Raw genomic sequence first — 14335 nt, 5'->3', positions numbered from 1 at the left:
GGGATTGGTACATAGAAAAAATAGAGCGCAATTTCAAAGCCTTGTCGAGTGGTGATTTGTCGTTAATCCGAAAGATTTCAAAATAGTTTTTATGGTTATTCTAATAACAGGTGCTTCACATACAGGCAAAACGATTTTGGCACAACGGTTGCTTGAGAAATACAAGTATCCATATTTGTCTATAGACCATTTGAAAATGGGCTTGATTCGTAGTGGCATGACTGCTCTCACTCCTGAAGACGATGATGCCCTCACGGATGAGCTTTGGCCTATTGTGCGTGAAATGGTGAAGACAGCCATTGAGAATCATCAGAATCTCATTGTTGAGGGCTGTTATATCCCTTCTTGTTGGCGCAATGATTTCAGTGAGCAATACTTGCATTCAATTAGGTTTATTTGCCTTGCAATGTCGGATGCTTACATTGAAGCCCATATTGATGAGATAAGGAATCACGCCTCTACCATAGAAAAGAGGTTGTACGACACAGACAATACCATAGAGTCTTTGAAGTTCGACAATCGATACTACATTGATGCTTTTACTCGAAGTGGTGAGCAGATTACAATGATTGATACAGATTATTGGCAGTCTTTAGAAGAACTCTTAGAACAGTAAATTCCAATTTATCTGAGTGTGATATGACTTTAAGAAATAAACTTATAGATATTGCCTTGCTATGGCAAGAAAACTTCGGGGTTGCTCCATCAATTACAAGTGCCATTTCCGAATATGACGCTGCTATGTTAATTGGGATGCCTGAGAACGAGTATTCTGAATACATGAAAGACAAAACAGCAGTAAGTAAAGGCGTTGATTTTGTTTTTAAGAATACAAGATACCAAGTAAAAGCCAATCGTCCAAGCGGCAAAAAAGGGAGTCCCGTAACAATGGTTCCAAAAGCATCAAATTATGAATGGGATAAATTGATTTGGATTCTATATGACAAGAACTATGTCATGCAAGAAGCATGGGAATGGTGTGTTAAGGACTACAGATTAGCATTTGAAAGTATTAAAAGGCTATCTCCTAATCATTACAGAAAAGGAAAGTGTCTTTATCAAAAAGAGAAAATATAATATGTCTAACATTCAAATCATACAAGGTGACTTTGAGAAGAAACTGAAGCTTCAGTTCGCTCCTGGCATCAAAGCTGGATTTCCATCTCCAGCTGATGATTACAGCCATGAGACGCTGGACTTCAATCGTGACCTTATTCGCAATCCTGAAGCTACATTCTATGGGAAAGTGGAAGGCGATTCGATGATTGAAGCTGGCATCAATGATGGTGACATAGCTGTCATTGACCGTTCCGTCGAACCACAAGACGGTGATGTGGTCGTGGGATATATCAATGATGAGTTCACCATCAAGTACCTCGACCTGCGTCACCGAAAGGACGGCTACATCGAGTTGCGTCCTGCAAACAAGGATTTCAAGCCTATACGCATCGATGCAGATGATGACTTTGAAGTGTGGGGTGTTGTGATTTGGACTATTAAAAAATGGCGATAATAATTAATATAAACATTATGAAAAGAATTATAACAAGTCTTTTGCTTTTCCTCGTTGTTATGTGTTCTTATGCACAAACAAAACGTTATTATTGTGAGGTAAAAGGCATTGAGAAAGAACTCTCTTCTGGCCTTAAAATCATATTTGATTTTGGGAACCAAGTGTCTTATAATATGTGGAGTGATTACAGCTCGTACAAGCATAAACACTGTTACCAGAAGGGGGATGTTATTGTGACGTGGGCCTACGGGCATATCATGATGACAGCCATGCCTGAAGCATATGGTAAGGAATATGCTGATTTTAGTACATATCCCGTCATCCCATCTACATGGAAGAAACGTCCTTCACCATCTACCAAAGAGCAGTTTGAGTATATTCGCAGTGTTTTAGGTAAAGCGGATGTTGTGGTCAATGGCGGTGACCCGGACAGGGAAGGCCAGCTTCTTATTGACGAGATTTTGGAGTATGTCGGATATAAGGGAGAGGTGCGTCGTATTCTTATCAATGCAAAGGACACCGACAGCTTGAAGCGGGCATTCGACCATATAGAACCTAATGAGAAATACAAGCCACTCTATCATGCAGGGCTGGCAAGAGAGCGTGCCGACTGGCTGGTTGGCATCAACTTGTCGAGAGCATATACCGTTAGTGCCAGGAAACATGGAGCTGCAGGAGTGTGGCGAGTAGGCAGGGTCAAGGTACCGACACTTGCCCTTGTTGTCGAAAGAGAAAAGGAAATTCAAAATTTCCATTCTGTGGAGTACTATGAACTGACGGGAAAGTATTCAAAGAACGGCATCCCATTCTCGGCAATCTTGAAACCTTCGGATGAAGCACCTCTCGATAGCGAGGGGCGCATTATCCAACGTGACTATGTAGAGAAGATTCAGAATGAAATCAAGAACCAACCGGCTCGTGTCACTTTCAGTGAACGGAAGAGCCAGACAGAGGGTGCTCCATTGCCTTATTCGCTTGATACGCTTCAGGTGGAAGCCAATAAACGCTATGGCATGTCGCCGTCGGATGTGCTTACCAAGGTGCAGTCTTTGTATGAGAAGAAATTCGTGAGCTATCCTCGTTCCGACTGCAACTATATCCCTACCAGTCAGCATGGCGACGCTGGGCGCATACTGAAAGCCCTTGCAGAATATGGGCTTGAAGCTGCTTCGAGAGCAGACACGAGTATTCAAAGCCGATGTTTCAATGATGGTAAGGTGAGCGCACACCATGCCATTATTCCTACAGGTGTTATCCCCAAGGGACTTGACGAACGGGAGCGAGAAGTCTATGAGATGATAGCTGTGAGGTACATGATTCAGTTCTATCCTCCATGCAAGTATGACGTGGTGAAATATGAACTGACAGCCAAAGGCTATGTCTTTGCAGGCAGCGGAAAGACGATAGTCTCTCCTGGATGGCGAAGCATTTCAAAGTCAGATGACAAAGACGATGAAGTAAAGGAGGTGCCGATGTTGGCTAAAGGTGATATAATTCCTATACCTATATATATTATAGATACGAAGAAAACGACCCCGCCAAAGCGTTTCACGGAGGGCTCTCTGTTGGCAGCCATGACCAACATCTGGCGTTTTGTCAGTCCAGACAATCCAAACAAAGAGAAGCTGAAGGAATGTAAGGGTATTGGTACACCAGCCACTCGTGACAGTATCATTGCTGATTTGCTTGCCACAAAGTCTGGTAAGTCTGATATTCTTCCCTGTATTCAGAAAAAGGGTAAGGAACTTGTTCCGACAGCGTTTGGTACTGCCATGATTGATGGCATTCATGAGTCATTGACCAAACCAGACCTGACGGCTGTCATGGAATATAACCTTTCTGCTATTGCTGAGGGAAAGATGGAGCTGGGCGATTTTCTTGAAGAAACCCAGAAGATGGTTCTGGAGAATATCGCCTTTGCTGAAGGCTCGTCTCGGTACGTGGCTTCAACAGGCGGTGTAAGTAAGAATGATCAGGAAGTTCCTCATGAGGAATGTCCTGTTTGCCGTCGTAAGACGTTGGCACGAAAGTATTCTTCCAAGACGAAGAATCATTTCTGGGTCTGTGAGGAGAAGTCTTGCGTGCATCCGACAACTGGAAAGACTGTCTTTTATGCTGATAGCAGAAAGAAGCCTGTGGTAAAGCTTTGTCCTCAGTGTGGTGTGCCACTATGCCAGGTCTATAGCAAGAAGACAAAGCAACAGTATTGGGTATGTCCGAAGTGCAACGAATTCAAGAATATGAAATAAGAATAACAATTATGGAAGATATAAAGAGAAATATTAGACGGATTGATCGTGAGTTCATTAAAACCGTAAAAACCGAAATGGTTAATTGCAATAGATTAGAAGTCGAAACTGGAACCAATGGATACCATGGCGGAGACACTGGGCATGGTGGAAGGGCCTTAGTTCGATTATCTGACGCATCAAGTACAGATATGCGGTGTAACATTTTGGGAGATATAGAAGGCTCTATTGAAACTTATGAAGTTCATTTTTCCCATGTGGACTTTGTTGAGATAGTTGTCGGTGGTGATGCTGAGATAGAAACTCTTATTGATTCCTTGGAATTTGTTGTCAAAAACCTTAAGGAACAAATAAAAAACAAAGGGGAATGGCCGAAGAATATACAGTAATGTAAGTAACACCAGTAATATGAGTAATATAAGGAATACAAACTGATTTTTTCATTTTTCATACGATTACAATTTAAGTTAAACAGGAGCAGGGGTCGCTTGGTAGCGATTCCTGTTTTTATTTGTCAATCCTGTAGCGAAAAATAGCGAGATACACATGTTGTAGCGAACCATAAGGTATTGATGCTCAGCGAAAATTTACCATTTGCAAGTGTTTCGCTACATCGCTACAAGAAAAAATGGCATGTCTTATATAAAAGATTCTTTTTGTTGTATGATTGGGTAGGAAATCATTCTTTCCGCAAAAGTTCGGTATAGCCGGTTATTGCCGTCAGTGGTGTACGCAACTCATGGGTAATAGTATGTACCGCTTTCTTTCGGGAGGTTATGAGTACCTCATTTTGTTGCACGGACTGTTCCAATTGCTCGATCAAATCCGTTGTCTTGCGTTTGTATCGTTTAATGTTCTTTGCATCACGGTGTATGATGATATAGGAAATGACCAACAGCAAAAGAACAAATCCCATCAAGCCGCCTATCTGCATAAATGATTTTTTACGCATCGCTGTTATCTCGCTTTCTCTATTTTGTAAATCAGATTGTACCTTCTTTTCGATTTGGCAAATCAATCCTTGCAGTTGTCTGTTAAGTTCTGCATTACGGGCAGCAAGACTATCGGCTTGTTCTGACAATCGACGGCTCTGCGCTTTCTGTTCGTTGACCATGTTTCTATTGGATGAACGGAGCGTAGTCGTTGTTGTCGTTGGCTTCGTTCCCTCTTTTTTGCCGAAGATGCCCAAGAAACCTTTTCGTTTTGGCTTTTTGGACTGTTCCTGCACACTTTTCTGCACAATAACCGGAATTTGATTGGCTATCTTCTTGTTAATAGATTGTTGTTCATCCATTAACCGGACTATCTGGAACATCTGTCGTTCCTTATCCTCTAAAAGACTGCGCACACTATCGATACGCTCTGCTGGATAGGTGACCTTGAAACGGCAGAGCATACTGTCCATTGCCATACGCCGTGCATGGTAATGCTCGATATCTTTATCGTTCCATTCCAGTATTGTTTCACCCAATAGAGAAAATTTTATCATTTGAATATTGATATTGTTTATTTCTTTTCGGAGCTCGTCTATTTTTTTATTGCCAAGTTCTAATGCTTCTATCTCCTGCCATTCATAGAGGCTATTATATGCCATACATCCGATAAGAATGGAGATAAGTATATATCCCAACCGTATTGCCTTATAGAAATTTCCTGACCGCTCCATTATTTTGATGACATTGATTTTTGGAACATGAATAAAAGTTTATCTTTTTCGTTCATGCGGATATTATCAGAATAATCGCCTTTTGTTATTTGATACCCGCATGGCTTAACCATAAAAACGCCTAAGCCCTTAGTGTATGAACTTACTTCTGAGACGTAGTCTTTACTTGTATTTAATGGAACTTTCCCTTTAATATGACACCAATCATTATTGCAACTGATGTCTTCAATCTCAGACATCATTTTTTGCAAATCTGTAATAGCTTTGGAACTCGCCACCTGGGGGATCTGCAACTCAAAATATAGCATCGGTTCGAGAATGTCTACACCTGACTGTTGCAAAGCCAGCCTGAAGACATAAGGGGTCAATTGTCTAAAATCAGCAGGTGTACTTACCGGGCTATAATACTCGGCTTGAGTAAAAGTTACTTTCAGATCTGTCACTTCCCATCCATGTAATCCCGATTGGCAAGACATACGAATCCCTTCAAAAACGGCATTTTGAAAAGAATGGTTCAGATAACCATAGGAGATGTCACTTTCGATCTGCAACCCTGTTCCTAACGGCAAGGGTTCAAGAGTCAGCCCTATTGTGGCCCAATAAGGGTTGGGTGGCACTTCGATCTGAATAATCTTATTGACCTTTTTTATAGGTCGTTCTTTGTAGATAGTCTTGATCTCATCAAAATGGACCTTTACGGAAAATCGTTCTTCCAGCAATGTCTGTATGATTTCCTTCTGGGTTAAACCATATAACGAGATTTCCAATTCATCACTATATGAGTTTATGGAAAAGGACAAAGACGGGTCTTCAATCCACAATGTATTCAGAGCGGATATCACCTTGCTTCTCTCTTCGGGCTTGTCTGGCCGGACGGAGGATTTGAGAGCGGGATGCTGATGGGATAATCCTTGAATCAAACAAGGTTTAGCACCTAAATAATCTCCTATTCGAAAATCTGCTATATCTTCTACAATTGCGATATCATTGGCACCCACTTCATCAACATTTATCTCTCTGCCCTGATAAATAGTCTTTAGATTTTTAATCTTGATGAACTTTTCCGAATCGTTGATTCTTACAACGTCTCGAAGTCTCAGACTTCCGTCAATTATTTTTAGAAAACTTCTTTTATGTCCTTTGGGGTCATGCTCTATCTTATAGAGATAAGCTGAAAGTCTGTTTGAGACTGATGCCGGAGGAAGTATAAAAGAAGAGATGGCGTCCAACAACTCATTGATACCGATATTGAACATTGCTGATCCATGTAGTACCGGATAGACCTTGGCTTTTGCCACAAGAGCTATTACCGTATTCCAATAATCAGCCGGTGATATTTCGCTATCCGCCAAATATCGTTCCAATATATTGTCGTCATGGTTGCATACAAATTCTTTGTATTCTTCCTTTATATATGTTTGGGAGCAAATCGGATAAACCGATCCATCGACAACAGTTTGCATAAACAGGACATCTTGCGACAGATTTGTTTTTATATCCAGATACAAACGCTCCAAATTCACACCGGCACGGTCAATTTTGTTGATAAATATAATTGTCGGGATTTGCAGCTTCTGTAAAGTATTGAACAGCAGCTTTGTCTGCGCTTGTATGCCTTCCTTTGCGGATAAGATGAGGACTGCTCCATCAAGCATTTTGAATGTCCGCTCCACTTCCGCAATAAAATCCATGTGTCCCGGAGTGTCAATGATATTGCATTTCACTCCATTCCAGATAATAGATGTCGTAGAAGCCCGGACAGTAATTCCTCTACGTTTCTCTATATCCATAGAGTCCATTATGGTGTCACCATTATCCACACAGCCGCACTTTTCCGTTGCTCCACTGGCAAACAGCAGATTCTCGGTTACGGAAGTTTTTCCTGCATCAATGTGAGCAAGAATTCCTAAATTTATAATATTCATTTGGATTAAGCAATAATATACTACAATAGATGCATTGTCGAAACGCACCTTTTAATACCTCCTCGTAGCATGTGAGAACTACAGGATTACTAACTCGTATTAATATGTATATTATTACTGCCGCATAACGATTACAAAATTACACAAAAAAATATATCTAACAAAAGTGGGAGGATTTTTTAACTTTCCTTAATTCCGCAGCACTTTAGTTTAACTATTTTTATAAGTTCCTGAGCAACAAAAAGTTGCCCAGGATTTTGCCATGTCAGATTTTTCACTTACCTTAGTGCTGCAAATCAAGACAAGCAAAAATCATCAATGACATGGCAAAGGTACAACAAAAATCTGAGAAAATCACCGCTTTTGGCGGAATATTTTTCGTTTTGGACAAATTCGACTCTATTCTGTCCTCTGTGATAGACTCACACTTAGGACTTCGCAGCACTCTGATTGGCTATCAGTACAGCGAGATCATACGTGCCATCTTCTCCGTGTTCTGCTGCGGTTTGCGCTTGATGGATGACAGCTTTTGAGCATTCATTTCTTCCGGCGTTAATGCGACGGGAGATTTACGGCCAGACTCCAGCCAGCCAACAAGCTCGTCTTTGAAAAGAATGTAGTTCTTTCCTCGTTTGGTGGCTGGAATATTGTTGCGCTCGATATGGTAATACATGGTGGATTTCTTCATCTTCAGGAAGTCACATGCCTCGTCAATGGTCATGGGCGTGTGGTCTGTTGATGGTGAAGACTTCTTGCACACTTCATCTTTGATGATGTCAAGTACTCTTTCCAGTCTCTCCACTTTGGAAAGAACCTGGGAAACGACCTCTGGGAGGTCATTGAATGTCAATGTTTCTTGCATGATCTCAAACAATTTGTAATTTGAGTGCAAAGGAACAGACTGATTCAACGCTGTATTTCGTCATTCCGAGTTAAGTTTGGAATAAGTCATAAAAAGCGAGATTATACCTCAAATAGGTGGAACTGATAATCGTGTTTATCTGGAACATCAATCTTAATGATACAATCTCCTTGCTGTCGGAGGTTTCTGCGAATGGAAGAGATGTCAGAGTCTCTAAACTCGTTTGGGAAAGATTGCTTGATGAAAAGTGCTCGTTTTTCACCTGCCCATTTCAGTCGCTCTCCAACATTCCATGCAAGATGCCTTAGGTCCAGAGTGGAAAGCTTTCCGTTTGTCAGGGTTGGTGATAGGGGAGTGTCTTGGGAATACTGCCATAAATCAACGTTCTCGTATAAGGTTTCAATATCCTTGTCCTTCATATAGGGTGGTAGAATACGGAAAAGATAATCGTGAATGCTATTCATAATTTGTTGACGTAAGGCTATCTGCTCTTGCAGATGTCTGTCGCGTATGTGCTGAATCCTTTCAGTGGTCGTTGGTGTCCTCAAAGAGGTAAAGTTATCTTCATGTGGCTCTGAGAAAGGCTGCTCATCTAGGGATAATGACGGAAGCAGCTTTACCTCCCGCCTTCCGCTGCATCGTGCAGATGGTATGGATAGTTGTCCTAATTGAAAGCTAACGATGATGATTTTAGCGATTCCAATCAGGACTAAAATGCTTAATAATATAGGAAAGGCCTTTCTTGTGACCTCTTCAAAGGTGTATTTATAATTTATGGCTTGTTGGAGCCACTGGTTTATATCAATCCATTCAAAGGAGTTTGCAATATATAGACAGATTGCCAATCCTCCCCAAAATATTATAATATTCTCCTTAATTTTGTTAGTCATACTTACTCTGATTTAATTGAGTTTTCGGACTGCAAAGTTAAGGAGAATTTTTGAATTACTGAAAGATAATCTCTTTATACTACGATATTTTGGGCATTTTTAATATTATTCCTTGTCTTTCCTCATTTATGGTGGCGAGATATATTGTGAAAAATGTTTGTTTGCTCAAAATATAGAGCATTATTTGGCTTTCTTCTCTTTGCCAAGTACCTTAGATGAGATTCTTGTTGCCGTTTCTCGCCTTTTCGGGTCTGCATGACAAGCATATATCTGTGTTGTTGTCACGCTCTTATGAGCCAACAGCTGCATGACCGTATAGAGATCTGTTCCAAGTTCTACTTGCAATGATGCGAATGTGTGTCGGAAAGAGTGGAATGTTATGCGTTTCTTGATACCTGCTTTTCTTAGCCAGGCTTTTAAGGGCTTTTGTGCCATGATAATCTCGAACCCCTCAAATACCTTGCCGTTGATACTTTTCCTGTTCTGAGAAATTAGTTTGTATGCTTCCTCGCTAATAGGAATGATATTTCGCGCCTTCGTCTTTTGAGCGTAAAATTCCACATATTTACCACCATCTGAATAAGATTTGATATTTCCCCAGCTTAGGTTTATAATATCACTTCGACGCATTCCTGTTAGACAAGCAAAAATAGAGGCTCTTTTAAGGACATCTATTTCGCAAGGAGTTTTGTAGAGCTTTTGTAGCTCTGCCAGTGTCAGGCTTTCCTTATTAACAGGGACTGTTGGAATCTTTTCGAGGAAGTCGTTCGGGTTGGTGCGAATCATCTTATCTCTGTATGCGATATTGATGAATCCACGGAAGGTTGACCAATATCCAGCAACAGAGTTGATGAACATAGGCTTGCCTGTTCTGAGGTTCTTGGCTGTAAGCAGATACTTACGGAAGTTGTTGCATAGGTCGATGTCAACTTCTTCACATCTGCATTTGCCACCGACAAAATACTTGAAATGTTCATAGACGAACTTCCACTTGGGGTCTTTCCCTTGTAAAACTCTGTTGAAGTAGTCAAGGAAATCACCCTGCATCCTTGCTTTGTCAAAGAAGTCGTATCTTTCGTTGACAACGCTTTCGTATCTCCGACATCGGATGGCTTCAGCTTTTTCTGTCATCCTGTCGTTGAAATCCTTTTCTCGTTTGTTCTGGGGGTCTGCATAAATGTAGATACCCAATGATTCATGGCGAGTTGTCTTCATCGTAACGATGTCCCTGTAGCCTGGATAGTAATCCAAGTAGTACGACAACATTCCATTTTTAATGGGGCGTGTCCGAAGTGTTACTGTCTTACAATACTGCATAGTCTTTATTATTTAATTTGGTTGCAAATGTCTTTACTTATTTGATACTGACAGCCTTCATTCTTCTATAATTTAGGATAAGGGCTGAATAAGTCTGAGTAATTGGTAATCTTATGTGAACTGTCGCTCATGGATCGTTTTTATGATATCCTCTTTGAGGAACAAAACGAATCTTCCTTCATGGACTTTTCTTACATTGCTATATCTCAGCATCCCGTAAACCTTATCCCTGTCCATGTTGAACTTCTCACAGATTTGCTCTACGGTATAGTAATGCTCGCCGTATTTTGCCAATGTGTTGTTTACGTCTTCAATAGCAGACCTGAGATAATAGGCAATACCGTGTTCTTTCTTGGATGGAATCTTATGACGTGAAACGAACGACCTTCTTGCACACGTCGTAATGCCAAGCATCTCTTCCACATCAGTACCAGATATCCATTCTGCATTTTCATCCTTTTGCAGCTCCTCACAGGCTTCGTTCTTTGCAAACAGGGCTTCGACGGCTTTCAGCTCGTAGAAGTTGACGTGCTTCACAGTTATCTTTGGAATGTTAGCCTCTCTGGTTCGTCCATGCACATGATGGACTGTGACCTTGAAACGTTTGGCAATCTCCTGTGCTGTGATATAGTCTTCGGGAACCTCAAACTTCTCCGGGTCTCTGTTGAACAGCTGTTCAATGGCAGCCTCGTTATAGTAGTTCAAATGCTTGATAATAAGTTTTGGTGTTTTTGCCTCACGAGTCTTAGCCTGGACATGTTTGGTTGTGACTCCATATTTCTCTGCTATCTGTGCAACGGAAATATAGCCATCAGGAATTTCATTGAGTTTCGGCAGTTTTGCTCTCCGCTCTTTCTCTTTTTCCAGGGCATTTGTTTCCATGCGCTCCTTGATGATACGATCAAACTCCTTTCTGTTGATGACCGTAAATCGTCCCTGCTTATGATTGTCTATCTCGTAGTTATGGATATAGTAGGCAACTTGGTCTTTTGTGAAGTGATACTTCTCCATAATCTCCGAGTAGGTATAGTAGTTCGGGTCGATGGATTCACGTTCACCTTTTATCGTATCGATATGCGCCCTGGAATAATAGACAGTTCTTCCTTGGGTGATACGTGGAATCTTGTTTCTGGTCACAAATGATAATACTGCTGCGTGGCTCATCTTGTACTTCTCCTCCAACTGCGGAATTGTATAATAGTCACGAAGGTCTATCTCCGCAATAAGTTGAGCAAAATGAACATCAACAAGAGCACGATCAAAGAAACAGTTGCGGCCTTGATATACTTTGGGTATATTGTATTTCTCAACTCTGGTCATGACCGCCTTCTTGGAGCATTTGAATTTCTCCATGATTTGCCTGAAGGTATAGTATTCACGCTTCTCCTGCTTCTTCTCGGAATGGGACTGGTAGGTAGGGGGATTGTCGAACAATCGCTCTATATCCTTTCGCCTGATGATAGTCTTACCACGAAGCTGGACAGCCTTGATGGTTCCATTGCTCATATAGCGATAGAAAGTAGCACGACTCAGTCCAAGCAGTGATGCACCTTCAGTAGGGGTGAGGAATTCCTTGCCCCCAAGAATATCTACCTTGGGTGTCTTCTTCTTTTCTTCCTCCATGAATTCGGCAATCTGCTTTTCTCGGATTGCTCTCTTGTAATCCTTATTATTGCACGAAGGTGAGCAATAGATAGTGGTCATCTTATGCGCAATAAAGGATCTTCCACAATACTTGCAGCGTTTCTGAATCTCCATAATTGTTGCACTCGTTAGTGAATTTTCTCCTGCTAAAGTGTCTCATAGTGTCTCACCACGTCTCATGGTGTCTCACGTTGTACCTTCGATTGCATTTTGGCATTTTCTCACAGCGTCTCACGCTTGTACCTATGATGTCATCTTGGTGTGAAATCGACTTTCTATTTTACACTCGCGGTAGAAATATGGTGCAAAAATAACTGGAAAAACTGTAACTAACAAATATGCAACTTGAAGTGTTAAAATACAAAAAGTCCCTCATTTAGAGGGACTTAGTTCAAATTGCTCCAAGTTGTTCAGAGTTGTTTATAAGGGGTCACTTGCCCACGCAAAAATGTTTGAAGATGTTGTTGAGGGTTTCTTGTGGTGTGATTTGTCCGCCGGTGATTTCGGCGAGGATGTCGAGGGTTTGGCGGAGGTCTTCGGCTATGAGGTCTCCGCTTAGTTGCATCTGCATGCCGGTGAGGATGCGCTGGATGCTTTCATGGGCACGGAGGAGAGCGTCGTAATGGCGGGCAGAGGTGACGATGACGTCCGTATCGGAAAGGGTGGGGAGGTCGGCTGCTTCGTAAATGGCTTTTTCCAGTTCGTCGATGTGGAGATTGTGCTTGGCGGAAATCCGCAGGAATGCATAATGGCGGACTTGGAAAAGGGTGGAGGAAAGAGGGTCAATAGAAGTTTGTTTATCTATCTTGTTATGGATGATAATCAAAGACTTATCATTGCAGAGTTCTTGTATTTCTTTAACATCTTCTTCCGTTGGTTCCTGGTCGATTATCCAGATGACGATACGGGCTTTGCTGATGGCTGCGTAGGTGCGGTTGATGCCAATCTGCTCGATGGTGTCGGCGGTCTGGCGAATGCCGGCGGTGTCGATGAATCGGAAGGTGATGCCTTGCAGGTCAATGGTGTCTTCGATGGTGTCGCGGGTGGTGCCGTGAATATCGGAAACGATGGCGCGGTCGTCTTTCAACAGTCGGTTCAGGAGTGTTGATTTGCCTACGTTTGTCTTGCCGACGATGGCTACGGGGATGCCTTGCTTGATGGCTTGTCCTTTTTCAAAGCTATGGGCAAGATGAGTGATGCGACGGTCAATTTTTTCAGCTATATTTTTCAGTTCGGTTCTGTCGGCAAACTCGAGGTCTTCGTGGTCGGAGAAGTCGAGTTCGAGTTCGAGCAGGGAGGTGAGTTTCAGGAGTTGGTCGCGCAGTTTTGCCAGTTCGCTGGAGAAGTTTCCTCGCAGTTGCGACATGGCTGTCTGGTGTGTTGCCCGGTTGGTGGAGGCGATGAGGTCGGCAACGGCTTCGGCTTGCGAGAGGTCCATCTTGCCGTTGAGGAAAGCCCGTTGTGTGAACTCGCCCGGGTTAGCCATCCGGCAGCCGTGCAGGATGAGCAGTTCCAACACATTATTTATTATATAGCTCGAGCCGTGACAGGAGATTTCGACGCAGTCTTCGCCCGTATAGCTACGGGGTGCGCGGAAGATGCTGACCATCACTTCGTCAATCGTGGTGCCATCATCAGCAATGATGTTCCCATAGTGCAGGGTGTAGCCCTTTTCTTGTGTGAGGTCTTTGCTGAATATGCGTGAGACAATGGCAAGACTTTGGCTGCCCGACACACGGATGATGTCGAGAGCTCCGCCAGGAGGTGTGGCTAATGCGCAGATGGTATCCTCAAGGTTTGAGGTTTGAGGTTTGAGGTTTGAGGTTTGAGGTTTGAGGTTTGAGGTTTGAGGTTTGAGGTCGTTCATTTTTTTGTAGCCTTTACTATTTTTGTTAGTACACCCATGATTTTATTCCAATCGTTGTAGAGAGATTTGTATTGTGTCTCATCCAAATATTCGGTTTTGTGTAGTAAATCTATCCAAAACCCTGATTCAGTTGCCTCTTTAAGCGCAATATTCATTTTGCTGTTGAAATCAGCCCTACTTTGTGCGTTTTTACCTTCAAAAGAATTTGCTCCAATACTTGTTCCTGAGCGAAATAACTGTTTTGACATGATATATTCATGTTTCTCTTCAGTTAAATATTTATATAGTTTGACAATACGAATTGCAAACTCACTCGTTATTTCATATACATTATTTTCAATAGTTTTCATCGCTCTAAACCTCAAATCTCAAACCTCAAATCTCAAACCTCAAACCTCAAAC

General features: G+C 42.0%; 12 protein-coding genes and 2 pseudogenes. 6 read left to right on the top strand and 8 right to left on the bottom strand.

Features of this window, described 5'->3' with window-relative positions:
• Window positions 1–91 precede the first annotated feature (91 nt).
• The 5 genes from GRF55_RS06680 to GRF55_RS06660 are packed head-to-tail and all read left to right on the top strand — an operon-like array spanning window position 92 to window position 4151.
• Window positions 92–616: an AAA family ATPase gene (locus GRF55_RS06680; RefSeq protein ID WP_220367676.1), complete on the top strand. Its 525-nt coding sequence runs from the start codon at window positions 92–94 to the stop codon at window positions 614–616.
• A gap of 23 nt (window positions 617–639) precedes the next feature.
• On the top strand, window positions 640–1077 hold the full coding sequence (locus GRF55_RS06675) for a hypothetical protein (RefSeq protein WP_220367675.1): 438 nt from the start codon (window positions 640–642) through the stop codon (window positions 1075–1077).
• 1 nt (window position 1078) lies between these two features.
• Window positions 1079–1513, top strand: a complete 435-nt coding sequence (locus GRF55_RS06670) for a LexA family transcriptional regulator (protein ID WP_220367674.1) — start codon at window positions 1079–1081, stop codon at window positions 1511–1513.
• A gap of 17 nt (window positions 1514–1530) precedes the next feature.
• Window positions 1531–3762, top strand: coding sequence for a DNA topoisomerase 3 (locus GRF55_RS06665; protein ID WP_220367673.1), 2232 nt, complete (start codon window positions 1531–1533; stop codon window positions 3760–3762).
• A gap of 11 nt (window positions 3763–3773) precedes the next feature.
• Window positions 3774–4151 carry a hypothetical protein gene (locus GRF55_RS06660; RefSeq protein ID WP_220367672.1) on the top strand — a complete coding sequence of 126 codons (378 nt, stop codon included), beginning with the start codon at window positions 3774–3776 and terminating at the stop codon, window positions 4149–4151.
• A gap of 293 nt (window positions 4152–4444) precedes the next feature.
• Here GRF55_RS06660 and GRF55_RS06655 read toward each other — a convergent pair.
• Window positions 4445–5428: pseudogene (locus GRF55_RS06655) on the bottom strand (histidine kinase dimerization/phospho-acceptor domain-containing protein); the annotation flags it as partial.
• A complete protein-coding gene (gene tet(Q) / locus GRF55_RS06650) occupies window positions 5428–7353 on the bottom strand; it encodes a tetracycline resistance ribosomal protection protein Tet(Q) (RefSeq protein WP_055236246.1) in 1926 nt (641 codons plus the stop codon). The gene tet(Q) and the pseudogene GRF55_RS06655, both read right to left, overlap by 1 nt.
• Window positions 7354–7676: 323 nt before the next feature.
• Between tet(Q) and GRF55_RS11715 the strand changes: the two are divergent.
• A pseudogene (locus GRF55_RS11715) lies at window positions 7677–7877 on the top strand (IS1380 family transposase); the annotation flags it as partial.
• Here the strand turns inward: GRF55_RS11715 and GRF55_RS06645 are convergent.
• From GRF55_RS06645 to GRF55_RS06620, 6 genes are all read right to left on the bottom strand, one after another.
• Entirely contained in the window at window positions 7811–8215 is a 405-nt protein-coding gene (locus GRF55_RS06645; RefSeq protein WP_255563739.1) for a helix-turn-helix domain-containing protein, read from the bottom strand. The pseudogene GRF55_RS11715 and the gene GRF55_RS06645 overlap by 67 nt on opposite strands.
• 101 nt (window positions 8216–8316) lie before the next feature.
• Window positions 8317–9105: a hypothetical protein gene (locus tag GRF55_RS06640; protein WP_220367671.1), complete on the bottom strand. Its 789-nt coding sequence runs from the start codon at window positions 9103–9105 to the stop codon at window positions 8317–8319.
• A 180-nt stretch (window positions 9106–9285) separates the two neighbouring features.
• A complete protein-coding gene (locus GRF55_RS06635; protein ID WP_220367670.1) occupies window positions 9286–10422 on the bottom strand; it encodes a site-specific integrase in 1137 nt (378 codons plus the stop codon).
• Window positions 10423–10533: 111 nt separating this feature from the next.
• Window positions 10534–12126 carry a helix-turn-helix domain-containing protein gene (locus tag GRF55_RS06630; protein ID WP_220367669.1) on the bottom strand — a complete coding sequence of 531 codons (1593 nt, stop codon included), beginning with the start codon at window positions 12124–12126 and terminating at the stop codon, window positions 10534–10536.
• Between the two features lie 370 nt (window positions 12127–12496).
• Window positions 12497–13933, bottom strand: a complete 1437-nt coding sequence (gene mnmE / locus GRF55_RS06625) for a tRNA uridine-5-carboxymethylaminomethyl(34) synthesis GTPase MnmE (protein WP_220367668.1) — start codon at window positions 13931–13933, stop codon at window positions 12497–12499.
• Entirely contained in the window at window positions 13930–14283 is a 354-nt protein-coding gene (locus tag GRF55_RS06620; RefSeq protein ID WP_220367667.1) for a four helix bundle protein, read from the bottom strand. The genes mnmE and GRF55_RS06620 overlap by 4 nt, the downstream gene beginning before the upstream one ends.
• Between the last annotated feature and the right edge of the window lie 52 nt (window positions 14284–14335).

Origin of the sequence: Prevotella sp. Rep29, assembly GCF_019551475.1 — a bacterium.
Taxonomy (GTDB): Bacteria; Bacteroidota; Bacteroidia; order Bacteroidales; family Bacteroidaceae; genus Prevotella.
This window is presented reverse-complemented; position numbering and strand designations above follow the sequence as displayed.